The organism is Mycobacterium conspicuum (assembly GCF_010730195.1).
GTDB classification, from domain to species: Bacteria; Actinomycetota; Actinomycetes; order Mycobacteriales; family Mycobacteriaceae; genus Mycobacterium; species Mycobacterium conspicuum.
In genome coordinates this window covers 4,858,677-4,883,786 of sequence record NZ_AP022613.1, presented here as the reverse complement: position 1 = coordinate 4,883,786, position 25,110 = coordinate 4,858,677, and the positions used below count along the sequence as shown (strand labels likewise).

15 protein-coding genes are annotated in these 25,110 nt (G+C 67.4%); 6 read left to right on the top strand and 9 right to left on the bottom strand.

The window, feature by feature from the left end; all coding sequences use genetic code 11:
- The first annotated feature begins 14 nt into the window (after positions 1–14).
- Positions 15–1,727 carry an FAD-dependent oxidoreductase gene (locus G6N66_RS22220; RefSeq protein WP_085231796.1) on the top strand — a complete coding sequence of 571 codons (1,713 nt, stop codon included), beginning with the start codon at positions 15–17 and terminating at the stop codon, positions 1,725–1,727.
- On the opposite strand, the gene G6N66_RS22215 is transcribed toward G6N66_RS22220, so the two are convergent.
- Positions 1,659–2,111, bottom strand: coding sequence for a VOC family protein (locus G6N66_RS22215; RefSeq protein WP_085231797.1), 453 nt, complete (start codon positions 2,109–2,111; stop codon positions 1,659–1,661). The two genes, G6N66_RS22220 and G6N66_RS22215, sit on opposite strands and share 69 nt — an antisense overlap.
- Before the next feature lie 86 nt (positions 2,112–2,197).
- The gene (locus tag G6N66_RS22210) at positions 2,198–3,319 is read right to left on the bottom strand and encodes a citrate synthase 2 (protein ID WP_085231798.1); all 1,122 of its coding nucleotides are present in this window, start codon (positions 3,317–3,319) and stop codon (positions 2,198–2,200) included.
- A 72-nt stretch (positions 3,320–3,391) separates the two neighbouring features.
- On the opposite strand from G6N66_RS22210, the gene pdxH reads away from it, so the two are divergent.
- Complete coding sequence (gene pdxH, locus G6N66_RS22205; protein WP_085231799.1) at positions 3,392–4,051, top strand: pyridoxamine 5'-phosphate oxidase; 660 nt, start codon at positions 3,392–3,394, stop codon at positions 4,049–4,051.
- On the opposite strand, the gene G6N66_RS22200 is transcribed toward pdxH, so the two are convergent.
- On the bottom strand, positions 4,048–4,554 hold the full coding sequence (locus G6N66_RS22200; RefSeq protein WP_085231800.1) for a DUF2505 domain-containing protein: 507 nt from the start codon (positions 4,552–4,554) through the stop codon (positions 4,048–4,050). The genes pdxH and G6N66_RS22200 overlap by 4 nt on opposite strands.
- Before the next feature lie 21 nt (positions 4,555–4,575).
- A complete protein-coding gene (locus tag G6N66_RS22195) occupies positions 4,576–16,578 on the bottom strand; it encodes a BTAD domain-containing putative transcriptional regulator (protein ID WP_408632896.1) in 12,003 nt (4,000 codons plus the stop codon).
- A gap of 320 nt (positions 16,579–16,898) precedes the next feature.
- On the opposite strand from G6N66_RS22195, the gene G6N66_RS22190 reads away from it, so the two are divergent.
- Positions 16,899–18,194, top strand: coding sequence for a citrate synthase (locus tag G6N66_RS22190; RefSeq protein WP_085231802.1), 1,296 nt, complete (start codon positions 16,899–16,901; stop codon positions 18,192–18,194).
- Positions 18,195–18,281: 87 nt separating this feature from the next.
- On the opposite strand, the gene G6N66_RS22185 is transcribed toward G6N66_RS22190, so the two are convergent.
- The gene (locus G6N66_RS22185) at positions 18,282–19,766 is read right to left on the bottom strand and encodes a phytoene desaturase family protein (RefSeq protein WP_085231803.1); all 1,485 of its coding nucleotides are present in this window, start codon (positions 19,764–19,766) and stop codon (positions 18,282–18,284) included.
- 2 nt (positions 19,767–19,768) lie between these two features.
- A complete protein-coding gene (locus G6N66_RS22180; RefSeq protein ID WP_085231804.1) occupies positions 19,769–20,023 on the bottom strand; it encodes a DUF2630 family protein in 255 nt (84 codons plus the stop codon).
- 117 nt (positions 20,024–20,140) lie between these two features.
- Here G6N66_RS22180 and arfA point away from each other — a divergent pair, with 117 nt between their 5' ends.
- From arfA to arfC, 3 genes are read left to right on the top strand one after another with little or no spacing between them, the layout of a single operon-like run.
- Positions 20,141–21,022: a channel-forming protein ArfA/OmpATb gene (gene arfA / locus G6N66_RS22175; RefSeq protein WP_232079388.1), complete on the top strand. Its 882-nt coding sequence runs from the start codon at positions 20,141–20,143 to the stop codon at positions 21,020–21,022.
- Positions 21,023–21,034: 12 nt separating this feature from the next.
- Positions 21,035–21,124 (top strand): channel accessory protein ArfB, encoded by a 90-nt coding sequence (gene arfB / locus G6N66_RS30600; protein ID WP_443677569.1) that lies wholly within the window; start codon positions 21,035–21,037, stop codon positions 21,122–21,124.
- On the top strand, positions 21,124–21,591 hold the full coding sequence (gene arfC / locus G6N66_RS22170) for a channel accessory protein ArfC, sunset domain variant (RefSeq protein WP_085231806.1): 468 nt from the start codon (positions 21,124–21,126) through the stop codon (positions 21,589–21,591). The genes arfB and arfC overlap by 1 nt, the downstream gene beginning before the upstream one ends.
- Positions 21,592–21,597: 6 nt before the next feature.
- On the opposite strand, the gene G6N66_RS22165 is transcribed toward arfC, so the two are convergent.
- The 3 genes from G6N66_RS22165 to G6N66_RS22155 form a co-directional block, all read right to left on the bottom strand.
- The gene (locus G6N66_RS22165) at positions 21,598–22,938 is read right to left on the bottom strand and encodes a HAMP domain-containing sensor histidine kinase (protein ID WP_085231807.1); all 1,341 of its coding nucleotides are present in this window, start codon (positions 22,936–22,938) and stop codon (positions 21,598–21,600) included.
- Between the two features lie 7 nt (positions 22,939–22,945).
- Entirely contained in the window at positions 22,946–23,656 is a 711-nt protein-coding gene (gene prrA / locus G6N66_RS22160; protein ID WP_139825096.1) for a two-component system response regulator PrrA, read from the bottom strand.
- Positions 23,657–23,736: 80 nt separating this feature from the next.
- Positions 23,737–25,092 carry an MFS transporter gene (locus G6N66_RS22155; RefSeq protein WP_139825097.1) on the bottom strand — a complete coding sequence of 452 codons (1,356 nt, stop codon included), beginning with the start codon at positions 25,090–25,092 and terminating at the stop codon, positions 23,737–23,739.
- Between the last annotated feature and the right edge of the window lie 18 nt (positions 25,093–25,110).

Sequence of the window (25,110 nt, the reverse complement as noted above, 5' to 3'; positions counted from 1 at the left end):
CTGCGAGTTCTGTTATGCCGCATGTCATTACCCAGTCGTGCTGCAACGACGGGTCCTGTGTCTTCGCGTGTCCGGTGAACTGCATTCACCCCACGCCGGATGAGCCGGGCTTCGCGACTGCGGAGATGCTCCACATCGATCCGGTGGCGTGCGTGGACTGCGGTGCTTGTGTGAGCGCCTGCCCGGTCGGCGCGATCGCGCCCGATAACCGGCTGGATGTCAAGCAGTTGCCGTTCGTTGAGATCAACGCGTCGTTTTATCCCGAGCGGCCCGCGGACGTGAAGCTTCCGCCGACGTCGAAGCTGGCGCCGGTGCTCCCGGCGGCCGAGGTGCGGGTTCGTCGCCAGCCGCTGACCGTGGCCATCGTCGGGTCCGGCCCGGCGGCGATGTATGCCGCCGACGAGCTGCTCACCCAGCACGGTGTGCGGGTCAACGTCTTCGAAAAGCTGCCTACCCCTTATGGTTTGGTGCGTGCCGGGGTGGCGCCCGATCACCAGAACACCAAGCGGGTCACCCGGCTCTTCGAGCGGGTGAGCCGTCACCGCCACTTCCGGTTCTACCTCAATGTGGAGATCGGCAAGCACCTGAGCCACGCCGACCTACTGGCCCATCATCACGCCGTGCTGTACGCGGTCGGTGCGCCCGACGATCGCCGACTGGACATCGACGGGATGGGTCTGCCGGGCACGGCAACGGCCACCGAGTTGGTCGCGTGGATCAACGGTCATCCCGACTTCGCCGACCTGCCAGTCGATCTCAGCCACGAACGGGTCGTGATCGTGGGCAACGGCAACGTCGCCCTTGACGTGGCGCGGGTGCTCACCGCCGATCCGAACGACTTGGCGCGCACCGACATCGCCGACGGCGCGCTGGAGGTATTGCGCGGTTCCGCGGTCCGCGAGGTGGTGATCGTGGCCCGCCGCGGACCCGCGCACTCGGCGTTCACGCTGCCGGAGTTGATCGGGCTGGTCAGCACGCGCGACGTCGTGCTCGACGCCGACGACCGCCAGCTGGTTCAGCGCGACCTCGCGGGCGTGTCGGACGGCTTGACACGCGCCAAGCTGGAGATTTTGAGCAAACTGGGCGACGCTGCCGGGCCCGGCCCGCGGATCCGGCTGGCGTATCGGCTCACGCCGGAGCGCGTCGTCGGGCAGCAGCGAGCCACCGGCGTGGAGTTCTCGCTCACCGGCACTGCGGAGCGGCGCGGGCTCGAGGCGGGCCTGGTGTTGACCTCGATTGGCTACCGCGGCAAGCCGATTCGCGATCTGCCGTTCGACGAGGCGGCGGCCGTCGTCCCCAACGAGGGCGGCCGCGTCGTACCGGGAACGTACGTCGCGGGCTGGATCAAGCGCGGCCCCACCGGCTTCATCGGCACCAACAAGTCATGCTCGTTGCAGACGGTCCAGGCGCTGGTCGCCGATTTCAACGCCGGCAAGTTGGCCGACCCGGTCGGCAAGCCGGCCGCGCTGGCGAGGCTGGTGCGCGCTCGTCAGCCCGATGCCGTCGACTCCGCCGGGTGGCGCGCCATCGACGCCGTGGAGATCGCCCGCGGTGCCGCGCTCGGGCGGCCGCGCAACAAGTTCACCGACGTGGCCGACATGCTGGCGGCCGCGGCCAGCGCGCCGGGGACGTCGCTGCCGCGCCGGCTGCGTGACCTCCTAGCCAGCGCCGGACATCGCCGCCTGGATCTCCTCCATGCTGACCTCACGCACCGGCTGCCCCATTGACCAGTGGTGGCCGAACGGGTCGGCGACCACGCCGTAGCGGTCTCCCCAGAACTGGTCCGTCAGCTCGGCGATCACGGTCGCGCCCGCATCGACGGCGCGCCGGAACTTGGCGTCGACGTCGTCGACCGTCAGATGGATGGTGACCGGGGTGCCCCCCAGCGACGTCGGCGTCATCGACTTGCCGCCGCACGTCTCCGGGAAGTCATCGTTGAGCATCACCGTGAAGCCGTTGATGCGTACCGCGGCATTCACCAGCTTGCCGTCCTGGCGCGGAACGCGGCCCAACTCCTCGGCGCCAAAAGCCTTGGTATAGAAATCGATCGCCGCAGCGGCATCGCCGACGACGAGGTGGGGAATCACTGCGGGTTCGACGTTAATCGCCATGAGGGTCTCCTTGCGGTCGGATGGGTGTCACCCATACTGACTCCACCCACCGACAAACTTCATCGCGAGCGTGCGCAGTTTACGGCTCAGGCGTTGGTGAGAACCCGGTCCCAGCCCTCCACCGACTCGGGGCTGCGCGGACCCGGTCCGACATAGATGGCCGACGGGCGCACCAGCTTGCCCAGTCGCTTCTGTTCGAGGATGTGGGCACACCACCCCGCGGTGCGCCCACAGGTGAACATGGCCGGCATCATGTTGGCCGGGACCTTAGCGAAGTCGAGGATCACCGCGGCCCAGAACTCGACGTTGGTCTCGATGGCCCGATCCGGACGGCGTTCCCGCAGCTCGGACAGGGCGGCCTGCTCGACGGCGACCGCGACCTCGTAGCGCGGCGCACCCAACCGCTCGGCAGTGGCCCGCAGCACGCGCGCCCGCGGGTCCTCGGCGCGGTAGACCCGGTGGCCGAAGCCCATCAGCTTCTCGTGGCGGTCCAGGATCCCCTTGACCAGGCCGCGGGCGTCGCCGGTGCGCTCCACCTCTTCGAGCATCGGCAGCACCCGCGCCGGCGCGCCGCCGTGGAGCGGCCCACTCATCGCCCCGATCGCTCCGGACAGCGCCGCCGCGACGTCGGCGCCGGTCGAGGCGATCACCCGCGCGGTGAACGTCGAGGCGTTCATGCCGTGCTCGGCGGCCGACACCCAGTAGGCGTCGATCGCCTCGACGTGTTTGGGGTCCGGCTCGCCCTGCCAGCGGGTCATGAAACGTGCTGTGACCGTTGGGCATTCGTCGATCACGCGCTGCGGGACCGCCGGCTGATAGATGCCGCGCGCGGACTGGGCGACGTAGGACAGCGCCATCACCGACGCGCGGGCCAGCTGGTCGCGGGCGGTGGCCTCGTCGGTGTCCAGCAGCGGCTTGTATCCCCAGATCGGCGCCAGCATCGCCAGGCCCGCCTGCACATCGACGCGCACATCACCGGTGTGGATCGGCAGCGGGAACGGCTCGGCGGGCGGCAGCCCGTGGCCGAACTTGCCGTCGACCAGGAGCGCCCACGCGTCGCCGAATGTGACCTGGTGGTTCACCAAATCCTGGATGTCCACGCCGCGGTAGCGCAGCGCGCCGCCGTCTTTGTCCGGTTCGGCGATTTCGGTAGTGAACGCCACCACGCCCTCCAGGCCGGCGACAAAATTTTCCGGGACCACAGTCATGGGAAAAATTCTCGCACCCCGGCGTCGGGCCGACGCTACCGGCCGGTAAGAACGCTGGGTAGCGTGAGTGCGATGGCCGAATCAAATGAGCAACACCTGGCGGGCATGCGAGTGGAGTACGGGTCCGTCGAGAAGGACGGCAGCCCCGATCTCGACGCGGATTGGCTGGATGGCGGTTGGCTTGCGTTGTTCCGCAAGTGGATTGACGACGCCGAACGCGCCGGCCTGTCCGAGCCGAACGCCTTCGTGCTGGCGACCGTCGGCAATGGCCGGCCGGTGAGCCGAACGGTGTTGTGCAAGAGCGCCGACGAGACCGGAATCACTTTTTTCACCAACTACGACTCCGCCAAGGGCGACGAGCTGGCGGCGACGCCGTACGCCTCGGCGACGTTCCCCTGGTACCAGCTGGGCCGCCAGATCCACATCCGTGGCCCGGTGAGCAAGGTCGCGCCGCAGGTCACCGAGGATTACTGGTCCAAACGGCCGCGCGGCTCACAGCTGGGTGCGTGGGCGTCGCACCAGTCGCGGCCGATCGCGTCGCGCGCGGCGTTGCTCGAGCAGCTGGCCGAGGTGACGCAGCGCTTCGCCGATTCGGAGAGCGTCCCGGTGCCGCCGAACTGGGGCGGCTACCTCATCGCGCCCGAGGTGGTGGAGTTCTGGCAGGGCCGGGAGAACCGGGTGCACAACCGGATTCGGGTCACCGGCGGCCGCGTCGAGCGTCTGCAGCCCTAGGCGTTTTCGGCGATCCAGTCGGCGGTGAAGCGCTGCATCTCGGGGATGCCGCTGGAGGTCAGGCTGTGCCCGATGGACTTTTCCAGTCGGCCGCCCACTAGCGGGATCTTGACCTGAACTTTCAGGGAGCAGCGCAGTTGGGAGCCGGGATCTGCTGGATCCAGCCACGCGTCCACTTGGCCCCATCCCAGCTTCGGCGACGTCGAGATTGCGACCTGCCCGCGAAACCGGCCGTCGCCGGCCGGTCGCCACGTCTCTATGTGCATCATCTTCAGTTCGGTGGGAACGAGTTTGCCCACGGGCCCGGGCAGCAGCTGGCGGCCGATGTGCTGGGTGATGTGCACTTCTATCGTGCCGTCGTCCTGGATGGTCAGGGAGTCCAGCGTGGTGAGGGTGGGGCCGGGCTCGATGCGGGCCAGCCAATAGTCTTTGCGGCTGTAGGCCGCATGAATCTGTTCAACGCTGGCGGATGATTCGGTCACGACGTCGAAGGAACTCGGCATATCGACCCAGTCTAGTGAGTGTCACTCGGCGCTGAGCTCGTCGAACCTCGCGAGCGCGGCGTCCAGGTCCGACTCGTCGAATATCTCGCAACGATCGAGTCGGTCGCCGTCGACCACCGGGAGCTGGATCATTCGCCATTCGGCGACGAGGCCTTCTGTCGAGGTCCCATACGCCTTAACTGCGATGACGGCGCCGAAGGCGCTGAGCCGATGCACCGCCTCGATCTGCTGGTTGAAGTCTGGCGCGAGGTTCCAAATGGAGCGCATTATCGCCGTGGCGGTCACGAGCGGTTCGCCGACGAGCGGTCGGTGATCCATGACGCGCCAGTCCGTCGCTGGGAGTTCGTGGCGGTTGAACATAGCGCAAACTTCTGCGATGACCGACCACGTACGTGTGTGGGCGGCCGCCTCGCCGGCAAGGTAGCGACGGTCGAGTTCTTCGAAGGCGGCGTCGATGTCGTCGAAATCGAACGAGACGACATTGACAACCTCTTCATCGGCATTGATCTCGACGATGGTGAACAGCTCAGTGACGAAGTTTTCGGGACCCTGCTGGGGGCCCAGGAAGCAAAGACGTATGAGGACAAGGTATTTCCCGCGGGTCGCGATGATCGTTGAAGTCACGTCGGTCGCCCAGAGGTCCGCAATCGTTCGCATATCCGTGATCTCAAGATCGCGGCCGTGTCGGATTCCCGCGCCCACCACTCGGCGGCGATCATCGTTGGTGAAGTCGTCGGCCAAGATCTCCGCCATTTCGTCCCAGCCGCCCGTTGCGAATTGGGCCAGGAAACGTTCGGCCACTCGGCTCGCCGCGTTTTCCAACCGTGGCGCTTGTAGTTCGCCGAACCTCGCGAGCGCGGCGTCGAGGTCTCCTTCGTCGAATAGCTCCGAGCGGTCCATCAGGTCGCCTTCGACAGTGAGAAGTTGAATTATCCGCCACTCGGCGTCGAAGCCATCTGGCGAAGTTCCGCGCGCAACCAGAGTGACGACCGCTCCCAGGTCAGCTAGTCGATGCACAGCCTCGACTTGGATGGCGAACTCGGGCGTGAGGTCCCACGTATCACGGAGGGTTGCGATCAGGTCACCCCCCAAAGTCCCTACGACTCGCCGACGGTCGACGTTGGCCCAATTTGGCGTCGTATTTGGAAGTTCGTGTCGGTTCATTCCGGCGAAGATCCCTGCGATGACCGACCACGTGTGCGCGTGGGCGGCCGCTTCGCCGGCGAGGTAGCGGGCATCAAGGTCCGCGAAGGCATCGTCGATATCGTCGCAGTTGAACACGGCCTGTCTAGCCAGCCGATCATCGATGTCGCTTTCAACGACGATGAGCAGCTCGGAGTCGAACTCTCCGTACCGCAGGTCGGCGCTCGGGGACCGCATGACGACAAGCGCGAGGCGCTCGCCGCGGGTCGCGATGACGGTAAACGTGATGTGGGTGCCAGCCTCCTCAAGGGCTCGCAGGTTGGCGATCACGGCCTCGCGACCTTCCCAAAAACCGGCGTTCACCATGTAATTGCGATCTTCGACGAAACTGTCGTCGGTCAAAGTGTCGGCGATCGCCTCCCAGTCGCGGGCACTAAAGTACCCGAAGTAACGGGTCAATATCCGGCTTGCCGCATTCTCCAGACGCGGTGCCTGCGGTTGCAATTCATCGAACCGCGTGAGTGCGGCGGCGACGTCTGTGTCGTCGAAGATTTCGCAGCGGCTGAGCAGGTCGCCTTCGACCGTGAAGATGTCAGTCAGGCGCCACTCAGCGTAGAAGCCTTCTCGTGATGTCCCGCTCGCCGTATGAGTGACGACCGCGCCGAGGTCGGTGAGCCGATGAACGGCTTCGAAGTAGATGATGTTAGGAGCGCCGTCGCGCAGCACGGCACCGAGGTATGTCTTCAGGTCACCGGACCCGATTGAAAGGGGCCGGTGGTCAATGTCCACGAAATCGGATGTGGTAGCGGGAAGTATGCGTCGATTGAGCGATGCGCATGCCCCAGCGATGACCGACCACGTGCGCGCGTAAGCAGCCGCTTCGCCGGCCAGGTATCGGGCGTCGAGTTCCGCGATGGCGGCCTCAAAGTCGTCGAGGTCGAACGAGACGTAGGCCGTCATCCGATTGTCGGTGCTGATCTCGGCGATGCCGAATAGCTCGCCGATGAACTCCTCGGCTCCTTGGTCGCGAAATACGAAGCGGCATCGGAGAAGAGCGAGCCGAGCCCCGCGGATCGCGACGACCGTCCTCATCACGTTCACGAGTCCAAGGTTGGCGATCGCCTGCACGTCAGCGATCTCGGCGTCTCGACCATGGCGGACGCCCGCGCCCACCACCTTTCGGCGATCGTCGCCGCAAAAGTCGTCGACAAGAAGTTCTGCCATGGCATCCCAATCGCGCGGCACCAAGCAGGCCAGGAAGCGCTCAGCCACTCGACTTGCCGCGTTGTCTAGCAGCTGGGGCTGCGGATGTAGTCCCTCGAAGCGTGCGATGGCGACATCAAGGTCTCCCTCGTCGAATATTTCGCACCGGTTGCCCAGCCCGCCTTCGGCCGTCATGAGCGTGATCTGCCGCCACTCGGCATCAAAGCCCTCCGGTGAGGCCCCGCACGATACGTGGGTCACGACCGCCCCGAGGTCGTGCAACCGATGTACAGATTCGATGAACACGCGAAGGTCCGGCGTGAGGTCCCATGCCGAGCGGATGTAGGCGGTCAGGTCGTCGGTCCCGAGCGTTGCGCGCAGCCGGTGGTCGATCATCACGGAATCCGGTGTCGTCGGCGGCATCTCGTGTCGGTTGATCGCGGAGGTCGTCCGCGTGACGAACGACCATGAGGCCGCGTGAACGCCCGCCTCACCGGCGACGTACCGCGCGTCGAGCTCCTCAAGAGCGTCATCGAGGTCGTCGAGGTCGAACGTGACGATCGCGACGATGCGCTCCTCGGCGTTGATCTCGCCGACTGCGAGCGTTTCGGTCAGGAACGCCTGAGGTCCTTGATCGGTGCCGGTGAAGGATGCATGCATCAGGGCAAGGCGGTCCCCGCGCGTCGCGATGAACTTCAACGTCCCTTGTGTGATCCAGAGTTCGGCGTTAGCGCGCATTTCAGCGATCACGGCGTCTGGGCCACGTCGAACGCCGGCGCCGATTACCGCACGGCGGTCATCGCTCTCGAAGTCGTTAGCGACCAACATCGCCATGGCAACCCAGTCGCGAGCTGCAAAAGAAGCCAGGAAGCGTTCGGCCACTTGGGTCGCCGCATTCGCCAGCTGCGGCATCGGGTGGCTGAGTTGATCGAACTTCGCGAGCGCGGCGTCGAGATCGGCCTCGTCGAAGACTTCGCAGCGGCTGATCCGACCATTTTCAAATGTCAGTATGCTGATCTCGCGCCATTCGGCGTCGAAGCCGTGTTGCGAAGTTGCGTTCACCACCTGAGTGACGACGGTGCCGACATCGGTCAGGCGATGCACCGCCTCAACGTAGATCGTGGCTTGCGAGAGGATTTCGAAAACGGATCGGACCGACGCACCCACGTCGCCCACTTCGACTGCCACGACCCTTCGGTGATCAATATTGATCCAGTCTGCCGTCGTCGCAGGGAGTTCGCGTCGGTTGAGCGCAGCGTAGTCGCGTGTTACGAGTGACCATGTCTGTGCGTGAGCAGCCCCTTCGCCGACGAGGTATCGCGCGTCAAGTTCCTCGAGGGCGGCGTCAAAATCTTCGAGGTCGAACGACACCGCCGCGATGGCCCGCTCGTCGGCGTCGATTTCCACGATGCAGAGGGTCTCGGTGAGAAAAGCCTCGGGTCCTTGCTTGGGATCCGAATAACCGGTGCGTATGAGGACAAGGCGCTCGCCGCGGGTAGCGATGACGGTCGATGTGCCGTTTGTGATCCAGACGTCGGCGATGGCCCGCATGTCGGCCATTTGGGCATTTCGACCGTGTCGGATTCCGGCGCCCACTACCCGACGGCGATCGTCCTGAAAGAACTCATCGGCCAGCATGTCCGCCAACGCGTCCCAGTTGCGGGCCGCAAATTGCGCGAGGGAGCGCTCGGCCACTCGGCTTGCGGCGTTTTCCAGCCGCCGAGGCTGTGGATGTAGTTCCTCAAGGCGCGCGAGCGCGGCGTCTACGTCCGCCTCGTCGAAAATTTCGCAGCGGCTAAGCAATTGGTCTTCGACGGTGAAAACGGCGGTCATGCGCCATTCCGCGTCGAAGCCCCCACTCGAGGTCCCGCTCGCCGCATGACAAACGACGGCGCCGAAATCGGTCAACCGATGAACGGTCTCAACGTACGCGTGGCTATAGGCTGCGTCGCTCATCGTGGCGCTGAGGTACGCCTTGAGATCCCCGGGCCCGATCGCGGCAAGGCTCCGATGGTCGATGTCCACGAAGTGGGGCGCCGTCGCGGGGATTTCGAGTCGATTAAGCGACGCATATGCGCGAGTGATGCCCGACCACGCATGCGCGTGGACGGCCGCTTCGCCGGCCAGGTATCGGGCGTCGAGTTCGGCGATGGCGGCCGCGCGATCGTCGAGGTTGAACACGACCTGGGCCGCGAGCCGATCGTCGCTGTCGATTTCGACGACGACGAGCAGCTCGGAGTTGAACTCGCCGTACCGCGGGTCGCCGCTCGGGGAACGCATAAGGGTGAGGGCGAGGCGTTCCCCGCGGGTCGCGATAACGGTAGAGGTGATGTTGGTCCCGGCCTCCTCAAGGGCCCGCAGATTGGCGATCACGGCGTCGCGGCCACCCCAAAACCCGGCGTTCACCATGTGATTGCGATCTTCGATGAAACTGTCGTCGGTCAGGCTCGCGGCTATCGCCGCCCAGTCGCAGGCCCCGAAGTTAGCGAAGAAGCGGCCCAATGCCCGGCTCGCCGCGTTCGCCAGTCGCGGCGTCTGGGGGTGCAATTCCTCGAAGCGGGCCAGGGCGGCTTCGAGGTCCGCCTCGTCGAACAGTTCGTAACGGCTAAGCAGATCACCGTCGAAGATGGCGATCCCGATCTCCCGCCATTCGGCCTCGAATCCCTGTTGTGAAGTGCCGCGCGCCGCTTGTGTGACGACGGCCCCGCGGTCGCTCAGACGATGCACGTTTTCGATGTAGACCTTGATGTCCGGCGCGTCATCCCACAAGGCGTGAACGTAGGAGACCATGTCTCCGGTCGCGAACGATGCTCCGCGGCGGTGGTCGATGCTGACCCAGTCCGGCGTCAACTCGGCCAGTTCGTGCCTGTTGATCGCGGCGTAGGCGGCCGTGGTTAGCGACCAGGTGTGCGCATGGGCGGCTGCTTCGCCCGCACGGTAGCGGGCATCGAGTTCGGTGATGGCAGTATCGAAGTCGTTGGGGTCAAACACAACACGTGCCGCGACCCGCTCGTCGGAGTCGAGCTCAAGGACGTCTAAGACCTCAACATGGAACTCCTCGGACCGCTGCTGACTCCCAAAGGTGCGGAAGCGCCTCAGGGCGAGCCGAGATCCACGGGTCGCAATAAACTCTGACGTCGCGTTCACGACGCCGAGCTTGGCCAGCGCGGAAACTTCGGCGATCACGGCATCCCGGCCGCGTCGGATTCCCTCGCCCACCACCCGGCGGCGATCGTCGGTGCAAATGTCCTCGGCCACAGTCTGTCCAAGCGCGTCCCAATCACGAGCCATAAAACACGCACTGAGGCGCTCGCATACCCGCGTAGCCACATTGTCCAGTCGTGGCTTTGGCGGGTGCAGTTCGGCAAACCTCGCGAGTGCGGCGTCGAGGTCCGCCTCATCGAAGAATTCGCAGCGGTTGCCCCTGTCGCCCTCGACCATCGAAAGGGCGAGGTGCCGCCACTCGGCATCGAACCCTTCCCGCGAGACGCCACCGGCCGCACAGCTGCAGACCGCGCCGCGATCGCTCAACCGGTGTACCGCCGCGACGTAGGGTCGGACGTCCATCCCAAGCTCCCACCCGGCACGGATGTACGCGGGCAGCTCGCCAGGGGCGAACGCCGTGCCCCGGCGATGATCAATGGTCACACAATCGGGCGTCAGCGCGGGAAATTCGTTCCGGCCGACCGCGGCGTACGTCCCCGCGATGACCGACCACGTGCGCGCGTACGGCGCCGCTTCGCCTGCGAGGTACCGGGTTTCGAGCTCGGCCATGGCGGCGTCGAAGTCGTCGAGGTCGAACACGACGCGTCCCATGACCCGGTTTTCGGCGTCGATCTCAACGATGCCGAGAACCTCACTGTGGAACGCATCGGGCAGCTGCTCACGGCCCAAGAACTGGGTGCGACCGAGGAAGAGGCGGTCCCCCCGGGTCGCGATGACGTCTGACGTCATGTTCGTGATCCCGACGTCAGCCCACGCCCGCATGTTTTCGATATCGACCTGTCGACCCAGTTGCACTCCCGCGCCAACCACCCGGCGACGATCGTCACTCGAAAAGTCGTCGGCCGTCATTTCGGCCATCGCATCCCAGTCGCGCGCCGCGAAGTGCGCCAGGAAGCGCCCGCTGACCTGGCTCGCCGTGTTTTGTAGGCGCAGGGTCCGCTGGCGCCCTTCCTCGAACAGCGCGTACACCGCGTCGAGTTCAGCGGTCGCGGCGTCGAGGTCATCGAGGTCGAAGGTGATCTGCATCGCGATGTGACCGTCGTCGTCGAGGCAGAATAGCTGAAGTAGCTCCTCGCACGGAGCTCCAGCGTCTCCGTCTCCGGGGCCCACGATGAACCGGGTGAGAGCGAGGCGCTCCCCTCGCACGGCGATCACCGCGCGTCGCAGCCGCCAGGCGCCCAGCGCACGAATTTTTCGCAGCCCGCGTACCCATTCGTGAGGCGAAAGAATCGCGCGCGGAAACCCGACAATTTTGCGACGGTCCTCGGCGGAGATCTCGGTTCCGAACTGCTGCTCGGCGTCGTCCCAGGCGTCGCGGTTCAGGGCGTCATCGAGGCGACGGATCGCTATGACGCAGGCGTTGTCTGGCCCCTGCTCAAGTCTGGCGTGCTGCGCGTCAAGTTCAGCCATCGCGGCGTCGAGGTCTTCGATGTCGAAGAGCATCTCTAGTTCCACTCGACCGCCCTCGTCGAGGGCGACCAGGTGGAACATCTCGTCGTGCGGCGCACCAGGGCTGTCGTCGGCCGCGCCCACCTCGAATCGAGCGAGGGCCAAGCGCTCACCTCGCGCGGCGATGATTGTGTGGCGCAATCGCAGTGGGGTGTTCTCAAACATGCTCCGCACGTCGCTGGCGGACAGACTGTCGTGGATAAAGCCGATGACTTTGCGTCGGCTCTCGAAGCGGTGGGGCGGGTGTATCTTCTCGAGTTCGTCCCATGCTCCGCGTTCCATCGCAGTCGCCACCCGACGGAACGCTCGAGCGCAGGGGTGGTCCTGGGGCGGCCGGAGACGCTGTTCTAGGGTGTACTGCGCGTCGAGCTCGGCGGTTGCGGCATCGATGTCTTCGAGGTCGAACCACACCTGCAATGCGAATCGCCCCCCCTCGTCAAGCCCGACCACTTGAAGCATCGCGTCCTGTGGCGCATCGGAACTGAGATCTGCAGTGGTGATGTCGATTCGGAAGAGGGCAAGGCGCTCACCACGGACGGCGATGACCACCGGACGGTGTCGAACCATGCCGGCCCGCAGGTAGCGTTTCATCTCCTCGGGCCACTGACTCGATGGCAATTCGATCCGCGGAAAGCCAACGATCTTCCGGCGACTCTCGACCGAGACGCACGGGGCAAACAGCTGCTCCACTTCGTCCCATGCCTCGCGATCGATGGCATCGACCAATTGGTTGCCCGCCAGCAAGCAAGCGTTGGTCAGTTCGATTGGGGCTGCAGCGGCATACTGAGCGTCGAGTTCCGCGAGCGCGGCGTCGATGTCTTCGACATCGAACTTCAGTTGTAGCGCTACATGACCGTCATCGTCGAGCGCGGCTACCTGAAGCTCCTCGTCCTGCGGCGCACCCGAACTCAGATCTGCCGTGCCCAATTCCAGGCGGAAGAGGGCGAAGCGGTCGCCGCGCACGGCGAGAACCGTTTGGCGGTAGCGCACCATGCCTGCCTCCAGGTACCGGCTCATATCGTGAGGCCACTGGCTGGCTGGGACGTCTACTGGTGCGAATCCCACTATCTTCCGGCGACTTTCGACGGACACGGATGAGGCAAGGAGCTCCGTCGCCTCGTCCCACGCCTCGCGATTGACGGCATCGACGAGCCGGCTGCCTGCTACCGCGCAAGAGTTGGACGGTACGACGGACCCGGTTTCGATCCGAGACGCGTGAGGAAGGTTAGCGGTGCCCACGACGCCACTCGCTTTATCGGCAAGTGCCGCAGCCCCTTTGCGCTGGTACAGCTCGGCCGCGCGCTCGGCGGCGGCGCGCGCTCCGCGGGCGTCGCCAGCGGCCGCCAAGACCGTTGCCAGTGAAAGACACGCATCGCCGTGGTCGACCAACGCGTCGGTGCGCTCGGCGCGGCTTACCGCGTCTTCGGCGACTCGCCGTGCCTCGTCGTGGGCATTGCCGCGGGACAGCAGCTGCGCCCGAAGAATGCGCCAGGCGATCGACCCCTTCAGCGCGTGCCCGGCGAGACGCTCACTCTCCGTGCACAATTCGTCGGCCTCGTCCGCGCGGTCGAGCGCCAGGCAGGTGCGACCCAGCAGGGCGGCGGTCTCGGCGGTGTCGGCGTCCAGACCCATGCGCCGAAAACCGTTGTAGGCCTGGCGCAGATGCGGCTCGGCCGCGGCCGGGTCGCCCGCGATGAGCTCGACGATGCCGGCAAACTGTTCGACCTCGAGAAGCGCATGGCGCAGCCCGAGTTCGGTGACCGTGCGTCGGGCCGAGTCGATCATCCGTCGGGCCGCGGCGTCGCGTCCGCGGAACGCCTCCAACACCGCCTGGCACCGCGTCGACGTCGCTTCGACCGCCGGCGACTCGGTCGTGATCCGCAGCAGCCGCACCACGTCAAGGCAGCGTCCGCCCGCGCGCGGCACCGGGTTGGGTCCCCACAGCGCCGCCAGCGGCGCATTCGCCAGCACCGCGTTGACCCGGCGGTGCTCACGCGCGCGCCGCGCCGCGGTGAGCGCTTCGTCCAGGGCGATCTCGCAGTCGCCGATCCTGCCGAGGCGCGCGAGGCACCCGGCACGGACGGTGTGCGCCTTGGCTTCTCCGGCGGTATCGCCCAGCTCGGCCAGCTTCTCGGCGGCCGCGCTCACCGCGGACTCGGCCTCGTCGAGTCGGTCGGGATGGGTCAGCATCGACAGTTGGGCGTCGAAGCACGCCGCCCACGCCGCGAGACGGCCGGAACCGCGGGTGGCTTCCTGCAGTTGCGACACCGCGCCGGCCGCCGACGCCACATCACCGGCGGCCAGCAGCGCCTCGCAGCGCGCGATCAGCAGCGCGGCGACCTGCTCGTCGCGGTCGGGCAGCTCGTCGTCGATCTCCTCCAGCGCGTGCAGGGCCCGGTCGTAAAGGTCGGCGGCGCCTTCGTAGGCCAGCCGGGCCATCGCCTGGTCGGCGGCGCGGCGGCAGTACTCGACGGCCTTGGCCGCGTTGCCGGCCCACGCGCATTCGAAGTAGTGGTGCGCCAGTTCGGCGAGCAGCTCGCCCTGCTCGTCCTGGGCGCCGGGCTGCTCTTCCAGCGTCGCGGCGATGCGCTGATGCAGGCGCATGCGCCGTACCGACGGCAGCTCGGCCAGCAGCGACTGCCGGACCAGGGCGTGGTTGAACCGGTAGCGACCGCCCGGCTCCTCGATCACGATGCCGGCCTTGCACGCCTCGTCGAACGCGTCGACGAGGTCGTCGCCGACGACATGCTCGACCAGGTCCAGCGCGAACCGGCTGCCGACGACGGCGGCCGCCGCCAGGGCCTTGTTCGTCTCGGCCGGCAGCCGCGACAGTCGGCGGCTCACCGCCTCGCGCACCCCCTGCGGCAACGTGCTCGGATCCCATTGGCCGCCACTTTCTTCCACGTGGCGCAGGGCCTCGATGAGGAAGAACGGATTGCCGCCGGTGACCGACGCCAGTGCCCGGGCGAGTTTCTCGTCGTCGTAACCGGCCTCGGCGACGTAGGCGGTGACGTCGCTCTCGTCCAGGCCGCCGAGTTGAATGCGGTTCGCGGTGCCGTCACGGTGCAGGTCGGCGAGCATCGCGGCCAACGGGTGGGAGCGGTCGAGATCGGTGCTGCGGTAGGTGCCCAGGATCTGCACGCGGTTCTGCTCGCCGAAGCGCAGCAGATGGCGCAGCAGCAGCAGCGTCGGCTTGGCCGCCCAGTGCAGGTCGTCGAGGATCAGCACGACGGGCGCGCTCCTGGACGCGACGCCCAGCACCGCGACGACGGCGTCGAACAGTGCGTAGCGTTCGGTGTCGGGGTCGGCGCGGGTGGGGGCGGACAGATCGGGCACCACGTCGGTCAGGCCGGGAACCAGGGTGAGCAGCGCCTCGACGCCGCGCAGCCCGCGCAGCTTGCCGGCGCCCAGGCAGGGCACCAACGACCGCAGGGCCTCGGCGAACGGCTGATACGGGGCCCCGAGGTCCTCGTCGCACCGCCCGTAGATCACCAGCGCGCCCTGGTCGTAGGCCTGTTGGGACCATTCGCCGGCCAGCCGCGTCTTGCCGACGCCCGGTTCGCCGGCGATCAGCGCGGCGTTGGTGGCCCCGGCGAGTGCGGTCTGCCAGGCGGAGAAGAGTTGCGCGAGCTCGCGCCCGCGCCCGACGAACGGCCCGGGCCCGGCCAGCACCGAGGGCAGGGCCGGGCGCTGCACGGGCGGCTCAGTGGCGGCCGGCTCGGTACGGTCGTCGGCGGCTTGCAGCCGAAGCTCGAAGACGCGTTCCGGACGGGCAAGGTTGCGCAGTTCGCGCGTCCCCAAGTCGGCGAGCACGACGTCGTCGGGCAGGGAGTCGATGACGAGCTCGGCCGTCGCGCCCGAGCACAGGATCTGTCCTCCCGCGGCCAGCGAGCGCAACCGGGCGGCGCGGTTGACCGCGCGCCCGAAGTAGTCGCCGTCGCGGAACTCGACCTCCCCGGTGTGCAGCGCCACCCGCACACGCATCGGCTCGCGCAGCGCCCACGGCTCGCCGGAGATCGCTTCCTGCAGATCGATGGCGGCGGTGGCCGCCGCCGACGGCCGCTCGAAGACCGAGAATGTGGCGTCGCCCTCGCCGCGGGTCTTGATCAGCCGTCCGCCGCGGGAGGTTACGACCTGTTCGATGAGCTCGTCGTGGCGCGCCAGCGCCACCGCCATCGCGTCGGCGTCGGCCTCCCACGCGGCCGTCGACCCCTCGATGTCGGTCAGCAGGAACGTCACGGCGCGAGTCACGGCCGGAACATGTTGTGCGGCAGGGGTTTCCAGCGTCGCATCCTGCGCGACGATCGCGGCCTCGAGCCGGCGCAGGTCCGGCCCGGGGTCGACGCCGAGCTCTTCGGCGAGCAGCGCGCGCGCCCGTTGATAGGCGCCCAGGGCCTCGCCCTGCCGCCCGGCGCGATAGAGCGCGAGCATCAGCTGTCCCCAGCGCCGTTCGCGCAGTGGGGCGTCGGCCACAGCGCCCTCGAGTTCGCCGATGAGCTCCGCGGCCCGGCCGGTCGCCAGCAACGCGTCGGCGCGGTCCTCCGCCAACGCGGCGTGGCCCTCGATCCAGCGCGTCTTCTCCGATGTTCCGCGTCGACCCTCGGGCAGTTCGGGGATCCCGCGCCACAGCGCCAGCGCCTCCTCGAAGCGCGCCACCGCCTGGCTGGTGTCGCCCGCGGCAGCGGCGTCGCGGCCCGCCTTGGCCGCCGCCCGATAGCGCGTCGCATCCACCTCGAGCCCCTGCAGGGCCCAGCCGGTTCCCTGCGTCACCACCACGCCTTCGCCCAGGGCGCGGCGCAGCGAGGAGATGTGGGTTTGCAGGGCCTTGGCGGCGGTGCGCGGCGGTTCGTCGCCCCAGAGCAACGCGATCAGCGTGTCGGCGGACACCACCGACCCGTTATGCAGCCCGAGCATCGTGAGGATCGCGCGCGGTTTGGCGCCCGGGATAGCAACGGTTGCGCCGTCCCGGCGGACCTGCAGAGGTCCCAAAACCCCCAGCTCCACCGATGAAACACTACTCATGTCAGCAATCATCGGTGGCGCAATTCAATACCCGGTCAAGATCGAGTAAAGGGGCATTAGCGCGGACGCCTTGGCGGGGACGATCGGCAATAGGCGTCCGAGAGCGAGTCCATTGGCATATGGGCGCTACATAGCGGACGGCCTCACGTAGGTTGACGCGTTTGTGATGCCCGCCATAACCGCGGGCACACCCGACCGCAGACCCGACCCCGGACAGGCGCGCAGTCGCGATAACGACTACCTTCAGCAGTACGCACTTCGTGCGGAGCCAGCCATATCAGCCAGAGCGCAAAGGGGTTCTCGTGGCCGACACCGACGACACCGCCAAACTCGAGTACCCGGGTGGCGACATAGAACTGAACATCGTGCGCGCTACCGAAGGGAACGACGGCGTTGCGCTCGGTTCGCTGTTGGCCAAGACCGGCCTGACGACGTTTGACAACGGCTTCGTCAACACCGCCGCCTGCAAGAGCGCCATCACCTACATCGACGGCGACGCCGGCATCCTGCGTTACCGCGGGATTCCGATCGACCAGCTCGCCGAGAAGTCGACGTTTATCGAGGTCAGCTACCTGCTTATCTACGGCGAGCTGCCCAGCACCGAGCAGCTGGCCGACTTCACCAAGCGCATCCAGCTGCACACGATGCTGCACGAGGACCTCAAGCGATTCTTCGACGGCTTCCCGCGCAACGCCCACCCGATGCCGGTGCTGTCCAGCACCGTCAACGCCTTGTCGGCGTACTACCCGGATTCGCTCGACCCGGCCGACAACGAGCAGGTCGAGCTGTCGACGATCCGGTTGCTGGCCAAGCTGCCGACCATCGCCGCCTACGCCTACAAGAAGTCGATCGGTCAGCCGTTCCTGTACCCGGACAACTCGCTGTCGCTGGTGGAGAACTTCCTGCGGATGACCTTCGGGCTGCCCGCCGAGCCGTACCAGGCCGACCCCGAGATAGTACGGGCGCTGGACATGCTGCTGATCCTGCACGCGGACCACGAGCAGAACTGTTCGACGTCGACGGTGCGGTTGGTGGGATCGTCGCAAGCCAACCTGTTCACCTCGATTTCCGGCGGCATCAACGCGCTGTGGGGCCCGCTGCACGGCGGGGCCAACCAGGCGGTGCTCGAGATGCTCGAGGAGATTCGCCAGAGCGAGGACGACGTCAGCGAGTTCGTGCGCAAGGTGAAGAACAAGGAAGCCGGCGTCAAGCTGATGGGCTTCGGCCATCGCGTCTACAAGAACTACGACCCGCGTGCCCGCATCGTCAAGGAACAGGCCGACAAGATCCTGGCCAAGCTCGGCGGCGACGACGACCTGCTGGACATCGCCAAGGAACTCGAAGAGGCGGCGCTGACCGACGACTACTTCATCGAGCGCAAGCTCTACCCCAACGTCGACTTCTACACCGGCCTGATCTACCGGGCCCTCGGCTTCCCGACCCGGATGTTCACCGTGCTGTTCGCGTTGGGCCGGCTGCCCGGCTGGATCGCGCACTGGCGTGAGATGCACGACGACAGCGACAGCAAGATCGGCCGCCCGCGCCAGATCTACACCGGCTACACCGAGCGCGACTACGTGGGCATCGACGCTCGTTGACTCTGCGGCTATGGCGGAGAAGTTCGAGAAGGGCCCGCCCTCACCGCAGAGTCAATATCCCTCACCGCACACTCGATGCGGCATAGCTCACCGTCGCAGAGAAGCCAGCACGGCCATCGCGGCGTTGTGGCCGCCGATGCCCGACACCGCCCCGCCGCGGCGAGCGCCCGAGCCGCACAGCATGATTCGTTCGTGACCGGTGGCCACGCCCCATTGACGCGCGGGCGTGTCCAGCTCGTCGTCATTCTCGGCGAACGGCCACGACAGCCCGCCGTGGAAGATGTGGCCGTCGGTCATGCGCAGGGTGTTTTGCAGGTCCGCGGTGGTCGTCGTCTCGATGCACGGACGGCCGTGCCTATCGGTGAGCAGCACATCCTGAATCGGTTCGGCCAGAACGGAATTCAGCGACGCCAGCACCGCGTCGGTAAGGTCGGCGGGATCGGCGCCCAGCGAGTGCGGCGTGTGCAGCCCGAACACCGTCATGGTATGCGCGCCGGAGTCGCGCAGCGCGGCCGACAGGATGCTCGGATCGGTCAGCGAATGGCAGTAGGCCTCGCAGGGCAACGGGTCCGGTAGCTGACCCGCGACGGCCTGCGAGTAGGCCGCATCCAGTTGGGTCCAGATCTCGTTGACGTGAAACGTCCCGGCGAAAGCCTGCTCCGGCGTGACGCTTTCGTCGCGCAGGCGGGGCAACCGCCGCAGCACCAAGTTGACCTTGACCTGCGCGCCCTGCGCCGAGGGCGGGGGCGGCTCGCCCAACAGCTCGGCCAACACCGCGGGCGTGACACCGGCCAAAACGTATTGGCCTTCGATGCGGTGCTCGTCGTCACCCGAAAGACGGTATCGCACCTCGCCATCCGGGCTTATCGCGTAAACGTCTGCGCCGGTGCTGATTTCGGCGCCATAGCCCTGGGCGGCGGCGGCCAGGGCCGTGGTCACCGCGCCCATCCCGCCGACGGGCACCTTCCAATCCCCGCCGAGCAGGTGATAGAGGAAGCAGATGTTCTGCCGCAGCGACGGGTCGTCGAGGCGAGCGAAGGTGCCGATCAGCGCGTCGGTGGCGATCACGCCGCGGATCAGGTCGTCGCGCACCGCGTCGGCGATGGCGCGCCCGATCGGCGCTTCGGTGATCGCGCGCCAGGCCGCCGCGTCGCCGACGCGCCGGCGGGCCTGCTCGCGAGTGAGCAGCGGTTCGAGCAGCGTGGGCCAGAGTTTGTCGGTCACCAGGGCGCAGCGGCGGTAGAACTGCGCGGCCTCCGGGATGCCTTGCGCGCCGACGAGCAGCCCGGTGCGACCGGCCGTGCCCGGGTCGGGGGTGTAGGACGAGAACGGCCGCTGCGCCAATCGCACCGCCGCGCCCAGGTCCTCGACGATGCGCGGCGGCAGCAAGCTGACCAAATACGAATAACGTGACACGCGGACGTCGACACCGTCGAAGGCCGCCGCCGACACCGCGGCCCCGCCGACGTGGCCCAGCCGCTCCAGCAACCGCACCCGCAGGCCCGCTTGGGCCAGGTAACCGGCCGCGACCAGACCGTTGTGCCCGCCGCCCACGATGACGACGTCGGTCATCGTCAGCCCAGGTAGCCCTCGACCTGGTCCTCCGGGCGCACTGCGGCCTCGCGCGGGTCGCCGCCGGTCTCGCGCAACGCCCGACGCTGCCGCAACAGGTCCCAGCACTGGTCGAGTTCGACCTCGACGCGGCGCAGGCGATCGTGCTCCTCGGACTCGGTGATGTCGTGGTGCTGCAGCCGCGAGCGCAGGTCTTTCTCCTCGGTTACCAAGTCGCGGATGCGTGCCAGGGTGTCGCTATCGGTCGGTCCACTCATTGCTCTAGTGTGCCCGAGTAGCACCGGAAGGAGCGAATGGTGGGTTTCGGGTCATGGCGAGCACCGCGCGTTCGGTCGCGTGGCTTCGCCTGGCTCACGGGCCTGGTGGTTATCCCGTTGCTGACAGCCGCAATCGGCTACGCGGCCTACGATCACCCATCCTCTGGCGCCGGGCCGAGCACCGCGGCGCCGTCGCCCACATCGTCGACCAAGCTCGCTGCCCCGAAGTTGTCCCTGGCGCCCTTTTCAATTAGCCGCAGCGGCAACAACATAACGCTCAGCGGCAATCTTCCCGACGACTCGGCCAAAGCGGAGCTGATGAAATCGCTCAAAGGCGCGCTGGGTCCGGCCGTCAACGTCGTCGACCAAATCAAGATCGACCCCAGCGTCACCGCGCTCGACTTCTCAAAGGCGGGACCGCTTTTCACCGACAGCGCGTCGATCACCGACTTCAACCTCACCGTCAACGGGGACACCGTCACGCTGGCCGGCACCGCCGCATCGGCGGACCAGAAAAATTCGATCGACCAGGAGGCGACGCACACCTGGTCGAATCTGAATGTCGTTGACCGCCTTGTGGTTAACGCGCCACCCCCACCGCCCGGTGCGCCACCGCCACCGCCGCCGCCGGCCAACCCCTGCGACAACCTGCAAGCGGCTATCAATGCCGTGACGGGCGGGCCGGTTACGTTTGCGGCCGACGGCGTCAGCCTGACCCCGGCCGACGACCAGATGCTGAGCCAGGTGGCCGACAAGCTCAAGGCGTGTCCGAACGCTCACAGCACGATCAACGGCTACACCGACAATACGGGCACCGAGGGCATCAACATTCCGCTGAGCTCGCAGCGGGCCAACATGGTCGCGGACTTCCTGGTTGCCCACGGCGTCGCGCGCGATCACCTTGTCGTGCATGGCCTGGGTTCGATCAACCCGGTCGCCAGCAACGACACGCCCGATGGTCGCGCCAAGAATCGCCGCGTCGAAATCGTGGTCGGCTAAGGAGAATTCGGCATGGACTTCGTGATCCAGTGGCTGTGGTACCTGCTGGCGTTTGTGGCGGGCTCCGCGGTTGCCTGGGCGATTGCGAGGTTCGCGCGGTGATGCAGCACGTGCACTGGTGGCTTTTCGCGCTGTCCTTTTTCCTTGGCTTGGCGTTGACATTCGCGCTGCTTCGAAAGGGTGCGCCGACGGCGGAGCCTGAAACGCCGACGACGAAGATCGTCGTCGCCCCCGCGAAAGAGGAGCCGCCGACCACCAAGATCCCCGTCGCCCCCAAGAAAGAGGAGCCACCGACCACCAAGATTCCCGTCGCCCCCACCAAAGAAGAAACGCCGACCACCAAAATCCCGACGGTGCCCTTCGCGCCGTACGGCGCGGGCTCGGCGCGCGCGGGCGCCGACGGCGCCGGACCGGCGGGATGGCTGGTCAAGGGCCGCTCTGACACCAGGCACTACTACACGCCCGACGATGCGGCCTACGAGCGGACCGTCGCCCAGGTCTGGTTCAGAGACGAGGAAACCGCGCGGCGGGCCTATTTCACGCCGGGGCGCAAGGGCTCGAAGAAATAACGCGGGCTAGCAGGGGGCGGGCAGATCCAGCAGCAGCCGCGCGCCGCCCAGCGGGCTGTCGTGCAGCGACGCCGTGCCGCCGTGCAGGTGGGCTTGCTGGGCCACCAACGCCAGCCCCAGACCCGACCCCGAATGGGAGGCGGTCGATCCCCGGGAGAATCGCTCGAACACCACGTCACGCTCGGCCTCGGGCACCCCGCTGCCGTTGTCGTCCACCGCGATCTCCACGCCCTCGCGCGAGCTGACCGCCGACAGCTGGACCCGGGTGGCGCCGCCGTGTTTGACGGCGTTGGCGATCGCGTTGTCGACGGCGAGGCGCAACCCGGCCGGCATCCCGACGATGATGCAGGTCGGCGAGGGCACCAGGGAAACGTCGAGGTCGGGGTAGATCCGCATGGCGTCGTGCGCGGCGCGGTCGAGCAGCTCGGTGATGTCGACCGGGACATGGTCGTCGGACGTCGAAAGTTCGCCCTGGGCCAGCCGCTCCAGCGCGCTCAGGGTGGCCTCGATCCGCGATTGGGTGCGGATGACGTCGTGCAGCACTTCCTTGCGCTGGTCCTCGCCCAGGTCCAGGGTGGCCAGCACCTCGAGGTTGGTGCGCATCGCGGTCAGCGGGGTGCGCAGTTCGTGCGAGGACACCGCGGCGAAGTCGCGTGCCGAGGCCAGCGCCTCCATGGTCCGGTTCTGCGCGTCCCAGATGCGTTGCAGCATGCCGCGCATCGCCTCGGCGATCTCGACGGCTTCGCTGGCGCCGTGAACCTCGACGCGCGGCGCCTCGTCGCCGGCCTCGATCGCGCGGGTCTGCTGGGCGAGCTGCTTGAACGGGCGCACCGCGAACGCCGCCAGCAGCCAGGCGAACACCGCCGCCGCGACGATGGCGAATCCGCAGATCAGCAACACCCGGCGGTGCAGGTTGTTGGTCTCGGCGATGGTGGTGTCATACGTCGCGCCGACGGCCAGCGACGTCGGCCCGGGGCCCGGGACGTTCACCGTGCGCACCCGGTAGCGCACCCCGTGGATGTAGGTGTCGGCGTAGCCGAGCGGCAGATCGGGCAGCGTGATGTTGGAGTTCGACTTGATCAGGTCGGCGCGCCGGACCGTGATCAGGGCGCCCCGGTCGTTGGGGGAGCGCGGGATTTCGTCGATGCCGCGCGGGATGAACGGGATGGCGAAGCCCGCGGCCTCGTCGAGCCGGCGGTCCAGGCGCTCCTTGCGGTCGTTGGTGATTCCCACCCAGACCACGACGCCGACGATGAGCACCGGGATGGCCGCGCCGATGGCCGTCGCGATCACCACCCGGGTGCGCAGCGAGGGCGTGCGGGCGAAGATCCGCGACAGGACGTTCATTTCACTTTCATTGCATGCGCAGCACGAATCCCACGCCGCGGACGGTGTGCAACAGCCGGGGACCGCCGTTGGACTCCAGCTTGCGGCGCAGGTAGCCGATGAACACGTCGACGACGTTGGTGTCGGCGGCGAAGTCGTAGCCCCACACCAGCTCGAGCAGCTGCGCGCGGGACAGCACCGCGGTCTTGTGCTCGGCCAGCACGGCCAGCAGGTCGAATTCCCGCTTGGTCAGGTCGACGTCGACGCCGTTGACCCGGGCCCGACGACCGGGGATGTCGACCTCCAGCGGGCCGACGGTGATGGTCTCCGAGGAGGACGTCGCCGTGGAGCCGCGCCTTCGCAGCAGCGCCTTGACCCGGGCCACCAGCTCGGCCAGCACGAACGGCTTGACCAGGTAGTCGTCGGCGCCGGCCTCCAGGCCCGCCACCCGATCGTCGACCGAGCTGCGCGCGGAGAGCACGCAGACCGGGACGTCGTTGTCCATCGCTCTTAAGGCGGTGACGACGCTGACGCCGTCGAGCACGGGCATGTTGATGTCGAGCACGATTGCGTCCGGCCGGGTTTCGGTGGCGCTGCGCAGGGCCTCGGCGCCGTCGACGGCGGTCGACACGTCGAAGCCGGAAAGGCGCAGGCCGCGTTCCAGCGAGGCGAGCACGTCGGAGTCGTCGTCGACGACCAAGACTCGAGGCGAGGTGGAACCAGTGTCCATAGCGCCCATTTTGCCGGATTGTCGACGCTGATTGCGGGAGGCCAGCGGCCGTCGCGGCGGGATTCTCGCGTGCGTCGGATCCCGACTGCTCAGGCCGCGCCCGCGGGGGCGGGAACCGCGGGCGCGTTCTCGTCGACGCGGCGCAGCACGGACCGGAACCGAAGCCAGATGAGCAGCGAGCCCAGCGACAGCGACCCAAGCATCGCGAACGCGGCGGGGAATCCGAAGTGCTGGGCGACCACGCCGCCCAGCACCGGACTGAGTGCTCCGCCGAGACCTTGTGCGGCCATGATGGCGCCCTGGCCGGCGTTGACGTGGCCGGTGCCGTCGAGGATGCGGGCCACCAGGCCGGGGACCGCCACCGACAGCATGCCCGCGCCGATCCCGTCGAGCACCTGCACGGGGATCACGCCCCAGGTGGTGATGATGCCGGCGGCCAGCAGCGCGCGCACCGGTAGGGCGGTGAACGCGATCAGGATCACCAGCCAGTAGCCGCGTGCCTGGGCCAGCCGCATCGCGACCAACGAGGTGACGATCATTACCCCCTGCGCGACGACCACGGTGGAGGCCACCGTGGTGAACGGGTCGGCGTGGGTGGCCACCACCGCCAGCCCGTAGAGCGGCAGCATCGCCGCGTTTCCCAGATGAAACAGCACCAGGGCCGCGGCCAGCGCCAGCAGCGGCCGGGACTCGAGCAGCACGCGCAACTTTTTGATCGGGGCTCCGACCGCGGCCCGGGCCTCTCCGCGCGCCACGTGATGGTCGATGCCAGCGGCCGGGATCGCCAGCACGGACATGATGGTCACCACCGCGAACCCGGCGGCCAGCCAGAACACGCCGGCGTATCCGGAGAGCCGGCCCACCAGCCCGGAGGCGGCCGCGCCGACCATGTTGCCGGCGTGGTTACATGCCTGGTTGCGGCCGTTTTGGACGGTGAAGCGGGCTTGGCCCACCAGGCCGAGCGTGATGCCGATCACGGCGGGGGCGATCATCGCGCCGGACATGCACATGACGGCCTGCGCGGCGGCGATGACCCAGAAATGCCGTGACGTCAGGATCACCGCCGAAGCCGCGACGGCGGACAGGCCGACCACGATGACGCAGGCCCGCTTGCGGCTGGTGGCATCGACCAACGCCCCCGCCGGCCCGACGGTGAGCATGCCGACGATCGCGCCCAGGGTGATCACCGCACCGATAGTCCCGGTGCTCCAGCCGCGGCTGGCCAGCAAGACACCCAGAAAGGGGCCCATGCCGGCCTCCATGTCGGCCATGAAGAAATTCACCGCCTGCAGCGCGGCCCGATCGCGAGCACGCGCCTGAGGCATCGACGCGTTCCGGTTCGACATGCTTCGATTTTGGCGGTGCGCGGACGGCTCGCCGCAAGTCCGCCGCGGCGCGCGGGTGGGGACCCGCCCCCACTTGGCGGACGGTGCGCCGATGGCCATAATTGGCACTCAAGGGTT

Coding starts and splice junctions, on each gene's coding strand:
- G6N66_RS22185 (WP_085231803.1), bottom strand. CDS start 19,766: ATGACCGACGTCGTCATCGTGGGCGGCGGGCACAACGGTCTGGTCGCG.
- arfB (WP_443677569.1), top strand. CDS start 21,035: ATGGACTTCGTGATCCAGTGGCTGTGGTACCTGCTGGCGTTTGTGGCG.
- G6N66_RS22180 (WP_085231804.1), bottom strand. CDS start 20,023: ATGAGTGGACCGACCGATAGCGACACCCTGGCACGCATCCGCGACTTG.
- G6N66_RS22210 (WP_085231798.1), bottom strand. CDS start 3,319: ATGACTGTGGTCCCGGAAAATTTTGTCGCCGGCCTGGAGGGCGTGGTG.
- G6N66_RS22165 (WP_085231807.1), bottom strand. CDS start 22,938: ATGAACGTCCTGTCGCGGATCTTCGCCCGCACGCCCTCGCTGCGCACC.
- G6N66_RS22220 (WP_085231796.1), top strand. CDS start 15: ATGCCGCATGTCATTACCCAGTCGTGCTGCAACGACGGGTCCTGTGTC.
- arfC (WP_085231806.1), top strand. CDS start 21,124: ATGCAGCACGTGCACTGGTGGCTTTTCGCGCTGTCCTTTTTCCTTGGC.
- G6N66_RS22155 (WP_139825097.1), bottom strand. CDS start 25,092: ATGGCCATCGGCGCACCGTCCGCCAAGTGGGGGCGGGTCCCCACCCGC.
- prrA (WP_139825096.1), bottom strand. CDS start 23,656: ATGGGCGCTATGGACACTGGTTCCACCTCGCCTCGAGTCTTGGTCGTC.
- G6N66_RS22215 (WP_085231797.1), bottom strand. CDS start 2,111: ATGGCGATTAACGTCGAACCCGCAGTGATTCCCCACCTCGTCGTCGGC.
- G6N66_RS22200 (WP_085231800.1), bottom strand. CDS start 4,554: ATGCCGAGTTCCTTCGACGTCGTGACCGAATCATCCGCCAGCGTTGAA.
- pdxH (WP_085231799.1), top strand. CDS start 3,392: ATGGCCGAATCAAATGAGCAACACCTGGCGGGCATGCGAGTGGAGTAC.